Origin of the sequence: Rubrivivax sp. A210, from assembly GCF_904426505.1 — a bacterium.
GTDB lineage: Bacteria > Pseudomonadota > Gammaproteobacteria > Burkholderiales > Burkholderiaceae_C > Rubrivivax.
Map to the genome: position 1 here is coordinate 1 of NZ_CAJGBN010000021.1, position 14,737 is coordinate 14,737.

The window sequence follows — 14,737 nt, forward strand, 5'->3', positions numbered from 1 at the left end:
TAACCCCTCGCTCAAGCGGAGCGCCAACGGCAGGCCACCAGGCCCGGTCTGGCGGTACGCGGTACATTTTCGCCAGCCCGGGCCTGGCGTCCTGCCGTCGTCGCCCGCTTAGCTCGAACGTTAGGCCACGTAAATACACCCACCTCGGCAGCCTTCGCAAAATCCACCAGCCGCACTAAATGCATCCGCTTATCCCCATCACTGCGGCTCGGAAGGCGACCAAATTCCGCGAGCAGAAGCCTCGTCTCAAGGCATCACGAGTATTTGCGCTGAAGCCCACATCCCAAGTGAAAATCTCCTCCGACGTCCACAACTACGCCGAGAATCTAAACGGCCAGTTCTCTGGCGTCGCCGTCTACGCCTCGCCATCGCCGCACCGAGGAAAATCACCCAGCCTGGCCAGCAGTCGCAGTTCAGGCTCGCTGGCGTCCTTGTGCTTGGCGCCAGGGCCACATAGAAGCTGGTCGTCGCGGCAACGCCACCAAGTCAGCTCAAAGCCAGGCAGGCAGCCGTGGCCGTCAAAAGCGTGGCCTAACACGTCGCTCAAGCTGAGCCCCAACGGCAAAACACCAGGCCCCGGCCACAGGTACACTGTACATTTTCTGTGGCCGGGGCATGGCGTTTCACCGTCGGCGCCAGCTTAGCTCCAACGTTAGGCCTCACAGGAACCAGTGTTGGCGCACCACCCGCCAAAACAGCCTCCGTGGCAATCCCAAACTTTGCAGCCTCCCCGGACTTTCCCTTAAGCGTTCCCCCAAGCGTGAGGGCCTCATTGATGACTTTTCTGCGTCCGACTACTTGCCAAAATCAAGGCGATTGCGTTCAATCCAGTCATGTCAGCTTTGTAACGCTGTCGCATAAAACACGTTAGGCCTCGCAAAGGATCTCCATGTCCCGTCTGCGTATCACGGAAATCAAGGCGTTCGTTCCCGCAAAAGACTTCGACGTCTCGAAGCAGTTCTACAAGGATCTTGGCTTCACGATGGCATCAGAGGGAGGAGGAGTTGCCTACTTTCACTTTGGACATGTCGCCTTTCTATTGCAAGACTTCTGCACAGAGCATCTCGCCGAAAACTTCATGATGCACATCCTCGTAGAAGATGTCGATGCCTGGTGGCAACACGTGGCTTCCAGCGGAGTGGCAGACAAATACTGTGTCAAGGTAACCGCCATAGAAGCGCAACCGTGGAAAATGCGGGACTTCTGCCTTTTCGATCCGTCGGGCGTCCTGTGGCGCATCGGACAGAACACGAATTGAATAGTTCATCCTTCACCGTGCTCCGCAATGCGAGGCCTAACCCCTCGCTCAAGCGGAGCACCAACGGCAGGCCACCAGGGCCCGGCCTGTGGCACACAGTGCATTTTCACAGCCCGGGCCCTGGCGTCCTACCGTCGGCGCCCGCTTAGCTCGAACGTTAGGCCACGCAAATACACCCACCTCGGCAATCTTCCCGGAATCCAGCAGCCGCACTAAATGCATCTGCTCATCCCCATCTTCGCGGCTCAGAAGGCGACCAAATTCCCCGAGCAGAGGCCTCGTCTCAAGGCTCACGAGTATTTTCGCAGAAGTCCACATCACAAGTGAAAATCAGCCCCAACGTCCACCACTACGCCGAGAATCTACTCGGCCAGCTCTTTGGCGTCGCCACCTACGCCGCGCCAGCGCACCACCGAGGAAAATCACCCAGCCTAGCCAACAGTCGTAGTTCAAGCTAGTTGGCGTCCTTGTGCAGGGCGCAAGGGCCATGCAGAAGCTGGTCGTCGCAACAGTGCCGCCAAGTCAGCTCAAGGCAAGGCGCGCATCAGTGGCCATCAAAAGCGTGGCCTAACACGTCGCTCAAGCTGAGCACCAACGGCAAAACACCAGGCCCCGGCCACAGGTACGCTGTACATTTTCTGTGGTCGGGGCCTGGCGTTTCACCGTCGGTGCCAGCTTAGCTCCCACGTTAGGCCTCGCAATCGAAACTTCTTCCCCGCACCCCAGATCGATTCAGACCATGGCCGATTTAAGCACCGTCTTCGTAGAACTCCGAGCGATCATGGCGCCCTACGCGGCACAGCTCGATTTGAAGAAAGACGACGATACCGAGTTCTACGTCGATACCAAGCATGTTCAGAAGAACAAGAAGCCTTTGTTCTTCGGCGCTGTTCAGGTCAAGAAAGCCTATGTCAGCTTCCACTTGATGCCTGTGTACATGAAGCCAGAACTGCTTGTGGGTCTATCGTCGGAGTTGAAGTCGAGAATGCAAGGAAAATCCTGTTTCAACTTCACAGTCACGGACACAGTACTCCTGAAGGAACTTGCCGCCCTTACCAAGGCAGGCCTTGAAAGCTACAAGGAGCATGGCTTTGTGTAGCCACAGCAAGGTTCTCCTCGGTCTACGCAAAGCGAGGCCTAACCCCTCGCTCAAGCGGAGCACCAACGGCAGGCCACCAGGCCCGGGCCGGTGGTACACGGTACATTTTCACCGGCCCGGGCCTGGCGTCCTGCCGTTGTCGCCCGCTTAGCTCGAACGTTAGGCCGCACAAATGCCGCAGCGCGCTAGCCACCGGATTCTTACCCGTTCTCCACGGCAAAGCTACGCAGGCCAGGCGAACCGCGAAACACTTGATGCATCAGACACTTTGACTTAATCTGAACCTCTGTTCTGAACGGGAAGGACTTATGCCACGAATTTGGAAGGATCCAGTTGCTTGGTCGGCCTCGGCTGTCGCAACGAAAGGCCGCCTCTTCGTAACGACTGGTTCGATAACAGGGTATCACGCATTCGTTGTCTACCAAGTTCTGACGGCCAGATCCCAGTCCGGAATAATCGCTGGCATAGCCTTTATGTGCTTCATGCAGTGCCTTTTTGTATATGCGCTTTACCGGCTCTACGAGAGATGGAACTCGCATCGAACAGCGCCAAGTGCGGCCTAACCCCTCGCTCAAGCGGAGCGCCAACGGCAGGCCACCAGGCCCGGCCTGGTGGTACGCGGTACATTTTCACCAGTCCGGGCCTGGCGTCCTACCGTCGCCGCCCGCTTAGCTCGAACGTTAGGCCACGCAAATACACTCACCTCTGCAGCTTTCACGACATCCTCCAGCCGCACTAAATGCATCCCCTCATCAGCATCACTGCGGCTCAGAAGGCGACCAAATTCCGCGAGCAAAGGCCTCGTCTCCAAGCTTCAGGAGTATTTACGCTGAAGCCCACATCACAAGTGAAAATCAGCCCCGACGTCCACAACTACGCCGAAAATCTAAACGGCCAGTTCTCTGGCGTCGCCGTCTACGCCTCGCCATCGCAGCACCGAGGAAAAGCACCTAGCCCGGCCAGCAGCCACAGTTCAGGCTCGCTGGCGTCCTTGTGCTTGGCGCCATGGCCACATAGAAGCTGGCCATCGCGGCAACGCCACCAAGTCAGCTCAAAGCCAGGCAGGCAGCAGTGGCCATCAAAAGCGTGGCCTAACACGTCGCTCAAGCTGAGCACCAACGGCAAAACACCAGGCCCCGGCCACAGGTACGCTGTACATTTTCTGTGGCCGGGGCCTGGCGTTTCACCGTCGGTGCCAGCTTAGCTCCCACGTTAGGCATCACAAAAGCACCAATGGCTAGCAGCACTCGTCAATTCCAGCCCGAGCACTACTCATCAGCGCTCGACCTATGGCGAAAGACCCCTGGAGTAGGGCTCAGCGCCGCTGATGAGCGAAGTGAGATCGAGCGATTTCTGAACCGAAATCCAGGACTCAGTTTCGTCGCCACGGGAGATCGAGAGGAAGTCATTGGAACAATCCTCTGCGGTCATGACGGTCGCCGAGGATTAATCCATCATCTTGTCGTAGATACCTCCCACAGAAGAGCCGGCTTGGCAACCGCCTTACTAAACTCATCTCGGAGGGAACTCGCCGCCCTGGGAATAGAAAAGGCCCACCTGCTGGTATTCAAGTCAAATGTCGGAGGCCATGCCTTCTGGCGAAAGGTTGCAGCAGAGCGGACCGAAATGGGCCTGTTCTCTGTCAGCACTAGTGATGCCTAACCCCTCGCTCAAGCGGAGCGCCAACGGCAGGCCACCAGGCCCGGGCTGGCGGTACGCGGTACATTTTCGCCAGCCCGGGCCTGGCGTCCTGCCGTCGTCGCCCGCTTAGCTCGAACGTTAGGCCGCACAAGGAAGCACTGTGGCGCTTCTCTTCCAAACCCCTCGACTCCTGTGCCGCCGTTGGCGTCGAACTGACTACGGCGCGCTGTATGCCGTGTACTCAGATCCTGTCGCGATGCGGTGGGTCGGCGAAGGGAAGCCGATCACGCACGAGGCCTGCGCGAAGTGGTTCGAGGTGACAGAGACGAACTACTCGACTCGCGGCTATGGGATGTACGCCATAGAAGGCAAAGACGCGGGAAAAGTGATTGGCTTCTGCGGCCTCATTCATCCGGGAGGGCAGGAAGAAGTGGAGGTGAAGTACTCCTTCTTGCGTTCCGAGTGGGGCAAAGGTCTGGCATCGGAGATTCTTCCAGCTCTGCTGGAGTATGGAGCGAAGGAACATGGCCTTCATCGGGTCATCGCAACCGTGGACGAAGATCACAAGGCCTCGCAGCGGGTGCTTCAGAAGGCTGGAGCGAAACTACACGAGACGCGGGTCGAAGACGATGGAGGCACAACCTGCGTGTTCGAGTGGCGGTGGCAAGGTGCGGCCTAACCCCTCGCTCAAGCTGACCCGCTACGGCATGCGTTGTAAGCCCGGTTCGCGGTACCCTGTACATTTTCGCGTACCGGGCTTACAACACATGCCTACGCGGGCAGCTTAGCTCGAACGTTAGGCCTCACAGGAACCACCTGCAGACCGCCCACCGTGAAAACAGCCAATACCAGACTCGCCGCACTTGCCGTTGCCAAAACCTACGCGCCTGATCAGAACGGCGCAAAGCGCTTTGAAAAGCGCTACGGCGACAAGTTGGTGTGTGTACGCCACCGCCTGAGCGACGACGGCACGGTGCGGCACACAACAGTCGAGTTGCTGATTGAAAGCACGCCTGTCGCCTCCCGAGCGCGATCCCTGGTAGCAGTCAAGATCGGAGCATCCGACAAGGCCACTCGGACTTTGCTCATGGCATGCGGCGCACAGTGGGTGCCCAAGCAGAAGTACTGGCTGGTGCCGCGCATGGTTGCGAAGAACCTTCGTCTGCTAAAGAACGTGGTCCCGAGTTGCGGGTAAACCCGCATTGGCGCCTATGGCAACAAATGGCGGCATGCACCCACTTGTTGCCGCCTGTGGCAGCGTTACCATGCAGCCTAAAACACGTTAGGCGTCGGAATTCAACCATTGCGGCATACCATGATCTTCAGCCTAATTCGTCGGTCGGTAACTGCGGCTTGCCTCCTGACAGTTCTTGGTACCGTCTACGGTCAGTCCAGCATCGCCGGCGAAAGTGGAAAGGTCGCAAAGCCCATGAAGGACGTGCGATTTGTAGTACTCCACACTCCAGGTCCGAAGTGGCTGGCCGGCAAAACATTGTTTGAGCAGCCTGGTGTGCGCGAACATGTCGAGCACTATCGAAAGTTCCTTGAAGCCGGGAAACTCGCGCTTGGCGGCCCACATCTGGACGGCATGGGAGGTGGCATGATGATTCCAACTGCAGGGGTCAGTGAGGAAGAAGTCACCAAGTACGCAGCCGAAGACCCGGCCGTCAAAAGTGGCGTACTCTTGGCAGAGGTGAGGCCATGGCTCATTGGTATGAGTCAGTAGTTTGCGGCAAGGAATTCCAGGGTTCGCAAGCATGTCGACCGCACCGACGCCTAACCCCTCGCTCAAGCGGAGCGCCAACGGCAGGCCACCAGGCCCGGTCTGGCGGTACGCGGTACATTTTCGCCAGCCCGGGCCTGGCGTCCTGCCGTCGTCGCCCGCTTAGCTCGAACGTTAGGCCTCACACAAAACACCCACGCACTTCGATCACTATGGCCACAAATACCACTGCCCCGGTGGCGACAATCGAGCAATTCAAAGCTGCGTTGCTCGCGCTGCGCGACAAGAACTTGCCCGATAACCATCTCGTTATGCTTAAGGCGCAGTGCCAAACACCCGATGCAACAATAACTTCTACGAAGCTTGCCGAGGCTGCTGGCTACAAAAACTATAACGCGGCTAATCTCCAATACGGAACCCTTGGGGTGAACCTCTCTGAGTTTTTGAGTTACACGCCGCCAAAGCGAAAGGATGGTTCATTTATGGGGTGGACAACACTCTCATACTCGATCGACGGAAATATCGAACCGGAAACCGGACACTTTCAATTCATCATGCGTCCGGAACTCGTAGCTGCGCTAAAAGAAATGAAATGGGTTCGTACATAATATCCTGCGCAAAGCGGGCAAAGTGAGGCCTAACCCGTCGCTCAACCGGAGCACCAACGGCATGTCACCAGGCCCGGTCTGGCGGTACGCGGTACATTTTCGCCAGCCCGGGCCTGGCGCCACACCGTTGTCGCCCGGTTAGCTCCAACGTTAGGCCACGCAAATACACCCACCTCGGCAGCCTTCGCAAAATCCACCAGCCGCACTAAATGCATCCGCTTATCCCCATCACTGCGGCTCGGAAGGCGACCAAATTCCGCGAGCAGAAACCTCGTCTCAAGGCATCACGAGTATTTGCGCTGAAGCCCACATCCCAAGTGAAAATCTCCTCCGACGTCCACAACTACGCCGAGAATCTAAACGGCCAGTTCTCTGGCGTCGCCGTCTACGCCTCGCCATCGCCGCACCGAGGAAAATCACCCAGCCTGGCCAGCAGTCGCAGTTCAGGCTCGCTGGCGTCCTTGTGCTTGGCGCCAGGGCCACATAGAAGCTGGTCGTCGCGGCAACGCCACCAAGTCAGCTCAAAGCCAGGCAGGCAGCCGTGGCCATCAAAAGCGTGGCCTAACACGTCGCTCAAGCTGAGCACCAACGGCAAAACACCAGGCCCCGGCCACAGGTACGCTGTACATTTTCTGTGGCCGGGGCCTGGCGTTTCACCGTCGGTGCCAGCTTAGCTCCCACGTTAGGCCACGCAAATACACCCACGCCGGCAGCTTTCGCGAAACTAACCAACCGCACCAAATGCATCCGCTCTCCAACATCGCTGCGGTTCAGAAGCGGAACAATTTCCACGAGCAAAAGCCTCGTATCAAGGTACTGCAAGTATTTGCGCTGGAACCAGCACCACAAGTGACAGAAAGCCTCAGCCGCCTTCACTTCGCCGAGAATTTAGTTGGCCAGCTCGGGTGCATCGCCGCCTACGCTTCGCCAGCGCACCACCGAAGAAATACACCAAGCTTCGCCAGCAGTAGCAGCTCAGGCAAGTTGGCTGCAACCTCGTGCTGGTTGCCGGTGCGCAGCAGAAAATGGGCGCCGCTGCAGTGGCAGCAAGTCAACTCAAAGCAAGGCGGGCATCAGTGGCCGTCAAAAGCGTGGCCTAACACGTCGCTCAAGCTGAGCCCCGACGGCAAAACGCCAGGCCCCGGCCACAGGTACGGTGTACATTTTCTGTGGCCGGGGCCTGGCGTTTCACCGTCGGTGCCAGCTTAGCTCCCACGTTAGGCGGCTTAAGGACGCTTCTGCTCTCTTGGAGGGAAAAAATGCAAGGCATTCTCGCTCTCACTGTAAGTACAATCGCCGCAATTGCTGCCGTTGCCTCAGCCTTTGCGGCTATTCAGCTCAACGACATTGAGCAAACGCAACGCCAGTTCACTAGAAAACTGAACGCCGCAATGGCGATGCAGGTCTGGCAGGCAAGCGTCTCGGAACGCGCGGCAAGCGGCTATCGATGCCAATTGTTCTTAAGTATGCTCGTCAATAGACAGAAGCTTTTTCACGCCGCAATGGAGAAGGAGCCGTACTCCATTGAGGACAAGGAAGAGCAACGATCCCTAAAGGCATGTCTTGATCGCGAGAACAAGAAGTCGCTACCTGAGCTCACCCGTTTGCTAGACCCGAAAGCGACGTACTCTCCGAAGTCGATCTCCGTACCCGAAGATGTGTCTCGTTTTGTCACCACATCTGCCCTGGACTACCTCAATTTTACTGAGGGAGTATTTCTGCAATGGAAGCACGAGGTAGCCGACCGATGCATCCTTGTTTCACAACTCGGCAAGCAGGCATCGCAGTCTATGCGCGCCGTCGTCGGTGAACGAGCCGAATACTTTACCGGCCTAGCGGCATTCTTCAAGCAGTACCCAAGCACTGCTGCGGTAGAGAAGGCTGTCGCGGAATGCGAGGGGCGATGGGAAGAAGAAAGGAAAAAGGCCAAGCCTTGAGCCGCTTGGCCTTCCGTGTCCCAACGGTCGGGGTTGCAAAGCAACGCCGAAACTAAGGACGTTTGGGGTGAGTGCGGGCTACTTCGAGTCCGCCGGGCCGTGCATGATCATGGTGACCTCCATGTAAAGCGCACCAGTGCGCCACACTGCTGTAGATCAAGGCGTCGGTGAGAAGTTCAACTCAGGGTTAACCCGCATTCGCAAGCCGCCTAACCCCTCGCTCGAGCCGACCCGCTACGGCAGGCACTGTAAGCCCGTCCTGAGGTACTCCGTACATTGTCTCAGGCCGGGCTTACAGTGCCTGCCTCCGCGGTCTGCTCAGCTCGCACGTTAGGCCTCACAAACGGACCCTTTGCAATGCCCTCAAACGTCCTATCCGCTGAATCCGTAGCCGACCGTGTCGACAACCTGAAGGCTCGTCTACAGTCGCTCGTTGCCGAAATCAACAGTTCAGCCTCGTGCCAGATCATGCTGCACCAGCAGAGTGTCATTCGAAAGCACATCAGTCTGTCAGGAGGAAATGGTCGCATGTACATTGCACCTACCGCCTCAGAGTTCGACATCTCGCTATCCGGACATTCGCTCACGCAAGAACTGTCACCCTTCATGACCGACCTCTGTGGGCCTCGGCGTGATTACAAGCATAGGAAGCACTTGCGTGAACCTTACTGGCGAGTTTCTGACTTTCAATCAATCGAGCGCGCCGTCAAGCGCTACTCTCAAACTCGTCCCACGTCAGGCATTCAGCGTCCACACACTTGAGCCGCCGTGAGGCCTAACCCCTCGCTCAAGCGGAGCACCAACGGCAGGCCACCAGGCCCGGGCCGGTGGTACGCGGTACATTTTCACCGGCCCGGGCCTGGCGTCCTACCGTCGGCGCCCGCTTAGCTCGAACGTTAGTCCTCACAGGAACCAGTGTTGGCGCACCACCCGCCAAAACAGCCTTCGTGGCAATCCCAAACTTTGCAGCCTCCCCGGACTTTCCCTTAAGCGTTCCCCCAAGCGTGAGGGCCTCATTGATGACTTTTCTGCGTCCGACTACTTGCCAAAATCAAGGCGATTGCGTTCAATCCAGTCATGTCAGCTTTGTAACGCTGTCGCATAAAACACGTTAGGCCACGCAAATACACCCACCTCGGCAGCTTTCACGACCTCCACCAGCCGCACTAAATGCATCCCCTCATCAGCATCACTGCGGCTCAGAAGGCGACCAGATTCCGCGAGCAAAAGCCTCGTCTCCAAGCTTCACGAGTACCTACGCTGAAGCCCACATCACAAGTGAAAATCAGCCCCGACGTCCACAACTACGCCGAAAATCTAAACGGCCAGTTCTCTGGCGTCGCCGTCTACGCCTCGCCAGCGCAGCACCGAGCAAAAGCACCCAGCCTGGCCAGCAGTCGCAGTTCAGGCACGCTGGCGTCCATGTGCTTGGCGCCAGGGCTACATAGAAGCTGGTCGTCGCGGCAACGCCACCAAGTCAGCTCAAAGCCAGGCAGGCAGCAGTGGCCATCAAAAGCGTGGCCTAACAAGTCGCTCAAGCTGAGCACCAACGGCAAAACACCAGGCCCCGGCCACAGGTACGCTGTACATTTTCTGTGGCCGGGGCCTGGCGTTTCACCGTCGGTGCCAGCTTAGCTCCCACGTTAGGCACCACAAGCCGCCTGCGGTGCAGCACCATCTACAGAGGAATACCAGACTCCTCAACTAGCCGTCGATAGAGCTTCGTCTCTCCGCCTGTTCCTGGTTCAAAGTTGTCAACGGTGAATTCATCGTCATTTAGAGTCACCTTCTTGAACAACGAGTACCAAGCCTCCTGCGAAGGAATGTCTCCAGGAGCAGCCAATGAACGATACGCCGGCTTCAGATACCGCATCAACGCCCTAAATCCATTCGTTCTGTTCAGCATCCAACCACGCGTAGACGACGCCCACGCCTCCGGCCACCGCTGCCGAACGGCAGAGAAGTAGTACAGCAAGACATCGGCAATGTCTAAGTCTCTTTCCTCCAAGAACATGTTTCGGAATGGAGTACTCACGAGCTCAGTCGCCGAGGCCTTGCGCGGCTTATGTCCCCGCAAGTATTCATCACGGTCCTTAACTGCGCTGGCAGTTATATATCCGATCAAATTCTCCACGACCGTCGCCTGCGTCAACGTTTCGCCAAAACGCCCCTCTGTAGCAGTTCCGAGACGCTTGATCTTTCCCTGTAGCGGGCTGTTCTTCAAGCTATCCAATGCCACTGCCACGTTGTGGCAGGTCTTCTGAGGACTGCGAGACCTAGCATACTCGTACAAGTCATAAACGAGACTCTTGCTGACCTTTGTTTGAGCCAAGTTCACAGTAGAAAAGACGTACGCCTGATTCTCGATATCCATGTCAATGAAGATGGACACATTGATGTCAAACGTTGAACCACGCTTAAGAGCACCTAAACCCTCAATTCGATGCTGACCGTCAAGCACCTTCGCGATCTGAACGCGAGAACGATTCAAATCTGGTGTCGCCGAATCGTAGTAGTTCGACAGCACAATCCTTCTTCCCGCTTCGTCAAATCTCGCGCAATGCGCGTCAACAGCCAGAATGACGGACGTCGGAAAGCAAGCATCTGCGGTGTTCACGTATTCGCCGATCTCCGCAACACGCTTTGTGTTAAGAGGCCTCTGTATTCCGAGATATGTCTCAACATCTCGGGCTTCTTTCTCGAGGCGCCGGACGTCGGCGAAAGTAATCTCACGGAGTTGCTGCCACGGGATGGAGGCGATGAAGAAGTCACCAATTGGCTGGGAAACCTTGATGCAATCAAGCTCAAGCGAGTACGGCTGGTCGATAGTCGAAAGTTGTTTCATCACGAGCCCTGCCCATTTGAAGGCGCCTGCGAGTCGTGGCGGCGCCTGAACTGATCAATGAAGTCTTCTTCAGAAGCTTTGACCTCCTCTGGCCGCATACGATACTTGTTATACAGAATTGCAAGGTATCGAAAAGCTGCCGCAACGACGGCACATGCGACGGCTGCGCTCGCCAAAAAGCTGTCATTCAGGCGGATCGGAGTTGCCGGATTGATCGCACCGGCACCACGCATGAACGCATAGCAACCAGAGCAGACAATGCCCAAGAGCACCAGTGTCAAGATAATCCACGTGCGCGCTGGGAAGGGCCTCGCATTCGGCGGATCCTCGCTCGCAAATACTAGAATTGGCCCAAGCAATGCGGTCGCAAAGATGAAAAGTTGCCCTTCCTTTATTGTGAGAGCCAAGAGATCTGCATAAGTCAACTTGTTTGCAGAGTCCAGAATCACCAAGAATAATGCCGACAACCAGAAAGTGGCAGTTGCGAACGCAATTATTATCACGAATTCGCGCGTAGCTCCAAAATAGTCTTCCTTTCGGCATGCAAAGAGCGGCCCGAATAATGGAAGAGCACTAAGCCAACGACGAAAACTCCCGATGGGTTTATGCCCCATTGCTACCCCTTAGCCCACAATCAGAAGTTCAGGGTAACTACCCCGGATAGCCCGAGCGCCCCCGATGGAACTGAATCGCTCAAACTCGTGGATATCAAACTGTGCAGAGTACAGTTCACGAATAGATTGATGGTCTGCATTCGTGACGAAAACGCGAACGCCACGATTCCTGGCCATCAAGAGCAGATTCCTCAGTCGCACTTGATCAGCCCAACTGAAGAGATCTTCATTATATTTTATGAATCCGTTGTGCTTGTGCCGCACCGTGTACGGCGGATCGCAAAATACCACATCGCCGGCCACAGCTTGACTGATCGAATACTCATAGTCAGCATGAATTATCTCAGCGTTGCTTAGAATCGCGGCAATCGCGCCGAAGTCATCGCTATCCATAATGACCGCCGTTTTCGTGCCAATAGGAACATTGAACTGACCGTTTAAGTTCACACGGTAGAGGCCATTCCAACAAGTGCGATTGAGGTAGATGAACTTAGCCGCCCGAGCTGCAAAAGTGCTGGGAGTCGACCGTCGCACACTGTAGTAGTGCTCTTTGCAATGCAGTGCATGGTGGCCCGCAAGATGGCGCCCAACGGCCCGCCATTGACTCTTGATCGCACGGTAGGTGTAGATCAACTCCCGATTTGAATCTGAGAGCAATGCGCTGGAAGGTTGGACGGCGAAGAAAACCGCACCACTTCCTACAAATGGCTCGATGTACCGCCCCCGGATCGCTCCAATCACGCTTCGCATGTGCGAGGCCAGCCAGCGTTTACCACCCGCCCACTTCAAGAACGGAACGATGCCGCTTGGGTCGCTTGAAGACTCGAACGAGAGCGGGCGAGCCGGCTGAACCTGCTCACAGGCAACAACCGCAGTCAGGTCAGCCATCACAGCGCCTGGGATCACGCCCACCTGCAATGCGTCGTCCAATCACAACCCCTCCCTTGTCGCCTCGACGGGCGACGACCGATGCGCATTCTGCATCATGACGGCGATCCATACACCCTCGATCTCGCAACATGTACCATGGTGGTGCCTAACCCCTCGCTCAAGCGGAGCGCCAACGGCAGGCCACCAGGCCCGGGCCGGTGGTACGCTGTACATTTTCACCGGCCCGGGCCTGGCGTCCTGCCGTTGGCGCCCGCTTAGCTCGAACGTTAGGCCACGCAAATACACTCACCTCGGCAGCTTTCACGACCTCCACCAGCCGCACTAAATGCATCCCCTCATCAGCATCACCGCGGCTCAGAAAGCGACCAAATTCCGCGAGCAAAAGCCTCGTCTCCAAGTTTCACGAGTATTTACGCTGAAGCCCACATCACAAGTGAAAATCAGCCCCAACGTCCACAACCACGCCGAAAATCTATGCGGCCAGTTCTTTGGCGTCGCCGTCTACGCCTCGCCAGCGCAGCACCGAGGAAAGACACCCAGCCTGGCCAGTAGTCGCAGCACAGAAACGTTGGCGTCCTTGTGCTGGGCGCCCGGGCCAAGCAGAAGCTGGTCGTCGCGGCAGTGCCACCAAATCAACTCAAGACAAGGCGTGCATCAGTGGCCGTCAGAAGCGTGGCCTAACACGTCGCTCAAGCTGAGCACCAACGGCAAAACACCAGGCCCCGGCCACAGGTACGCTGTACATTTTCTGTGGCCGGGGCCTGGCGTTTCACCGTCGGTGCCAGCTTAGCTCCCACGTTAGGCCGCACATCCGGCAAAGATTGCTCTCCACCTCCCGAGAGGACGAAATACCCATGCCATCGAACTCTACCGTAGCCACCGCTTGGACGCTCTTGCTAGTCGCCGGAGTACTGGAGATTGTTTGGTCGACGAGTATGAAGGCCTCCGAAGGCTTCACCAAACACCTCTACACGGGTATCACACTTACCGCGGCTTGGCTGAGTTTCTGGTTGCTTGGTCTGGCAATGAAGTCACTTCCACTTGGAACCGCCTATGCAGTGTGGACAGGAATCGGTGCTGTTGGCGCCGCCATCCTAGGCATGGTCTTCTTCAAGGAGCCAGCAACCGCTGCCAGAATCCTCTGCATCGTGGCAATCGTAGGGGGTATTCTTGGTCTGAAGCTCCTACACCCTGCAAGCAGCCCGGGCGCGTAAGCGCGGCTTTGCAATCAGCCAGCTTCTTGAGGAAACGCGCGGTGCGGCCTAACACCTCGCTCAACCGGACCAGCTACGGCATGCCACCTTGGCCCGAACTGAGGTACGCGGTACATTTTCTCAGTTCGGGCCAAGGCGTCCTGCCTCCGCTGGCCGGTTAGCTCGAACGTTAGGCTGCACAAATTCCGCCTTACGCCCCTTCACATCAAAGCCTGCCAAGAACCAACGCCGCCGCGGAGAGGAGATAAGAATGCTTCATGGTTCCTGTCACTGTGGTTCGGTCCATTGGGACTGGACGCACGATGTCCTCCCTGATGGCGCCACTGCATGCAACTGCACGGTCTGCCGTCGATACGGAGTGCTCTGGATCTACGACTTTGAAGGCGAAGGAATCAGAGTCTCTGGACCGACCAAGTCGTACATTCGAGGCAAGGGAGTTGAGTTTCACTTCTGTCCTGAGTGCGGATGTGTGGCCTTCTGGCGTGGTCAACAGACTACACCCGAGGGCAAAAGAAGAATCGCGGTCAATCTGCGGCTAACCGAGCCTGAGCCTATTGCTCGCGTGCCCATCGATCACTTCGATGGTCTGGACAAGTTCGAAGACCTTCCGCGAGACGGAAAATGCGTCGCAGACATGTGGTTCTAGCCAATACCCTAGCGCCGAAAGTGCAGCCTAACCCCTCGCTCAAGCGGAGCGCCAACGGCAGGCCACCAGGCCCGGTCTGGCGGTACGCGGTACATTTTCGCCAGCCCGGGCCTGGCGTCCTGCCGTCGTCGCCCGCTTAGCTCGAACGTTAGGGCGCATGACAGCAACCTACTTCACTCCAAATGCCACCGAGTTCGTCGCAGCCGCGACGACGCAATTCTCGTTTCTGGCGGCGGAGTATGGCTTCGCGCTAAGACCCGC

Annotated in this window: 13 protein-coding genes; 10 read left to right on the forward strand and 3 right to left on the reverse strand. The window is 57.1% G+C overall.

Annotated features, from left to right (window positions below; translation table 11 throughout):
- The first annotated feature begins 889 nt into the window (after positions 1-889).
- The 8 genes from JMV16_RS13570 to JMV16_RS13605 all read left to right on the forward strand — a co-directional run bounded on the left by JMV16_RS13570 (position 890) and on the right by JMV16_RS13605 (position 8,266).
- Complete coding sequence (locus tag JMV16_RS13570) at positions 890-1,258, forward strand: VOC family protein (protein ID WP_201494821.1); 369 nt, start codon at positions 890-892, stop codon at positions 1,256-1,258.
- Positions 1,259-1,997: 739 nt separating this feature from the next.
- A complete protein-coding gene (locus JMV16_RS13575; protein WP_201494822.1) occupies positions 1,998-2,357 on the forward strand; it encodes a hypothetical protein in 360 nt (119 codons plus the stop codon).
- Positions 2,358-3,590: 1,233 nt separating this feature from the next.
- A complete protein-coding gene (locus JMV16_RS24600) occupies positions 3,591-4,019 on the forward strand; it encodes a GNAT family N-acetyltransferase (protein ID WP_201494823.1) in 429 nt (142 codons plus the stop codon).
- Positions 4,020-4,158: 139 nt separating this feature from the next.
- Positions 4,159-4,677, forward strand: a complete 519-nt coding sequence (locus tag JMV16_RS13585; RefSeq protein ID WP_201494824.1) for a GNAT family N-acetyltransferase — start codon at positions 4,159-4,161, stop codon at positions 4,675-4,677.
- A gap of 153 nt (positions 4,678-4,830) precedes the next feature.
- Positions 4,831-5,193: a hypothetical protein gene (locus JMV16_RS13590; protein WP_201494825.1), complete on the forward strand. Its 363-nt coding sequence runs from the start codon at positions 4,831-4,833 to the stop codon at positions 5,191-5,193.
- Between the two features lie 120 nt (positions 5,194-5,313).
- On the forward strand, positions 5,314-5,724 hold the full coding sequence (locus JMV16_RS13595; protein WP_201494826.1) for a YciI family protein: 411 nt from the start codon (positions 5,314-5,316) through the stop codon (positions 5,722-5,724).
- A gap of 233 nt (positions 5,725-5,957) precedes the next feature.
- Positions 5,958-6,329 (forward strand): hypothetical protein, encoded by a 372-nt coding sequence (locus tag JMV16_RS13600; protein ID WP_201494827.1) that lies wholly within the window; start codon positions 5,958-5,960, stop codon positions 6,327-6,329.
- A gap of 1,259 nt (positions 6,330-7,588) precedes the next feature.
- Positions 7,589-8,266 (forward strand): hypothetical protein, encoded by a 678-nt coding sequence (locus JMV16_RS13605; RefSeq protein WP_201494828.1) that lies wholly within the window; start codon positions 7,589-7,591, stop codon positions 8,264-8,266.
- A 1,678-nt stretch (positions 8,267-9,944) separates the two neighbouring features.
- Here the strand turns inward: JMV16_RS13605 and JMV16_RS13610 are convergent.
- The 3 genes from JMV16_RS13610 to JMV16_RS13620 all read right to left on the reverse strand — a co-directional run bounded on the left by JMV16_RS13610 (position 9,945) and on the right by JMV16_RS13620 (position 12,655).
- Entirely contained in the window at positions 9,945-11,111 is a 1,167-nt protein-coding gene (locus tag JMV16_RS13610; protein WP_236580512.1) for a DGQHR domain-containing protein, read from the reverse strand.
- Positions 11,111-11,563, reverse strand: coding sequence for a hypothetical protein (locus JMV16_RS13615; protein WP_201494830.1), 453 nt, complete (start codon positions 11,561-11,563; stop codon positions 11,111-11,113). Before JMV16_RS13615 ends, JMV16_RS13610 begins: the two co-directional genes overlap by 1 nt.
- Positions 11,564-11,734: 171 nt before the next feature.
- Positions 11,735-12,655: a DNA adenine methylase gene (locus JMV16_RS13620; protein ID WP_236580513.1), complete on the reverse strand. Its 921-nt coding sequence runs from the start codon at positions 12,653-12,655 to the stop codon at positions 11,735-11,737.
- A gap of 815 nt (positions 12,656-13,470) precedes the next feature.
- On the opposite strand from JMV16_RS13620, the gene JMV16_RS13625 reads away from it, so the two are divergent.
- Complete coding sequence (locus JMV16_RS13625; protein WP_201494831.1) at positions 13,471-13,830, forward strand: DMT family transporter; 360 nt, start codon at positions 13,471-13,473, stop codon at positions 13,828-13,830.
- 250 nt (positions 13,831-14,080) lie between these two features.
- The gene (locus JMV16_RS13630; RefSeq protein ID WP_201494832.1) at positions 14,081-14,476 is read left to right on the forward strand and encodes a GFA family protein; all 396 of its coding nucleotides are present in this window, start codon (positions 14,081-14,083) and stop codon (positions 14,474-14,476) included.
- Positions 14,477-14,737: the final 261 nt, after the last annotated feature.

Bases quoted from the DNA above. Each gene is read 5' to 3' on its own strand.
- JMV16_RS13605 (WP_201494828.1), top strand. From the start codon at position 7,589: ATGCAAGGCATTCTCGCTCTCACTGTAAGTACAATCGCCGCAATTGCT.
- JMV16_RS13575 (WP_201494822.1), top strand. From the start codon at position 1,998: ATGGCCGATTTAAGCACCGTCTTCGTAGAACTCCGAGCGATCATGGCG.
- JMV16_RS13625 (WP_201494831.1), top strand. From the start codon at position 13,471: ATGCCATCGAACTCTACCGTAGCCACCGCTTGGACGCTCTTGCTAGTC.
- JMV16_RS13610 (WP_236580512.1), bottom strand. From the start codon at position 11,111: ATGAAACAACTTTCGACTATCGACCAGCCGTACTCGCTTGAGCTTGAT.
- JMV16_RS13595 (WP_201494826.1), top strand. From the start codon at position 5,314: ATGATCTTCAGCCTAATTCGTCGGTCGGTAACTGCGGCTTGCCTCCTG.
- JMV16_RS24600 (WP_201494823.1), top strand. From the start codon at position 3,591: ATGGCTAGCAGCACTCGTCAATTCCAGCCCGAGCACTACTCATCAGCG.
- JMV16_RS13570 (WP_201494821.1), top strand. From the start codon at position 890: ATGTCCCGTCTGCGTATCACGGAAATCAAGGCGTTCGTTCCCGCAAAA.
- JMV16_RS13630 (WP_201494832.1), top strand. From the start codon at position 14,081: ATGCTTCATGGTTCCTGTCACTGTGGTTCGGTCCATTGGGACTGGACG.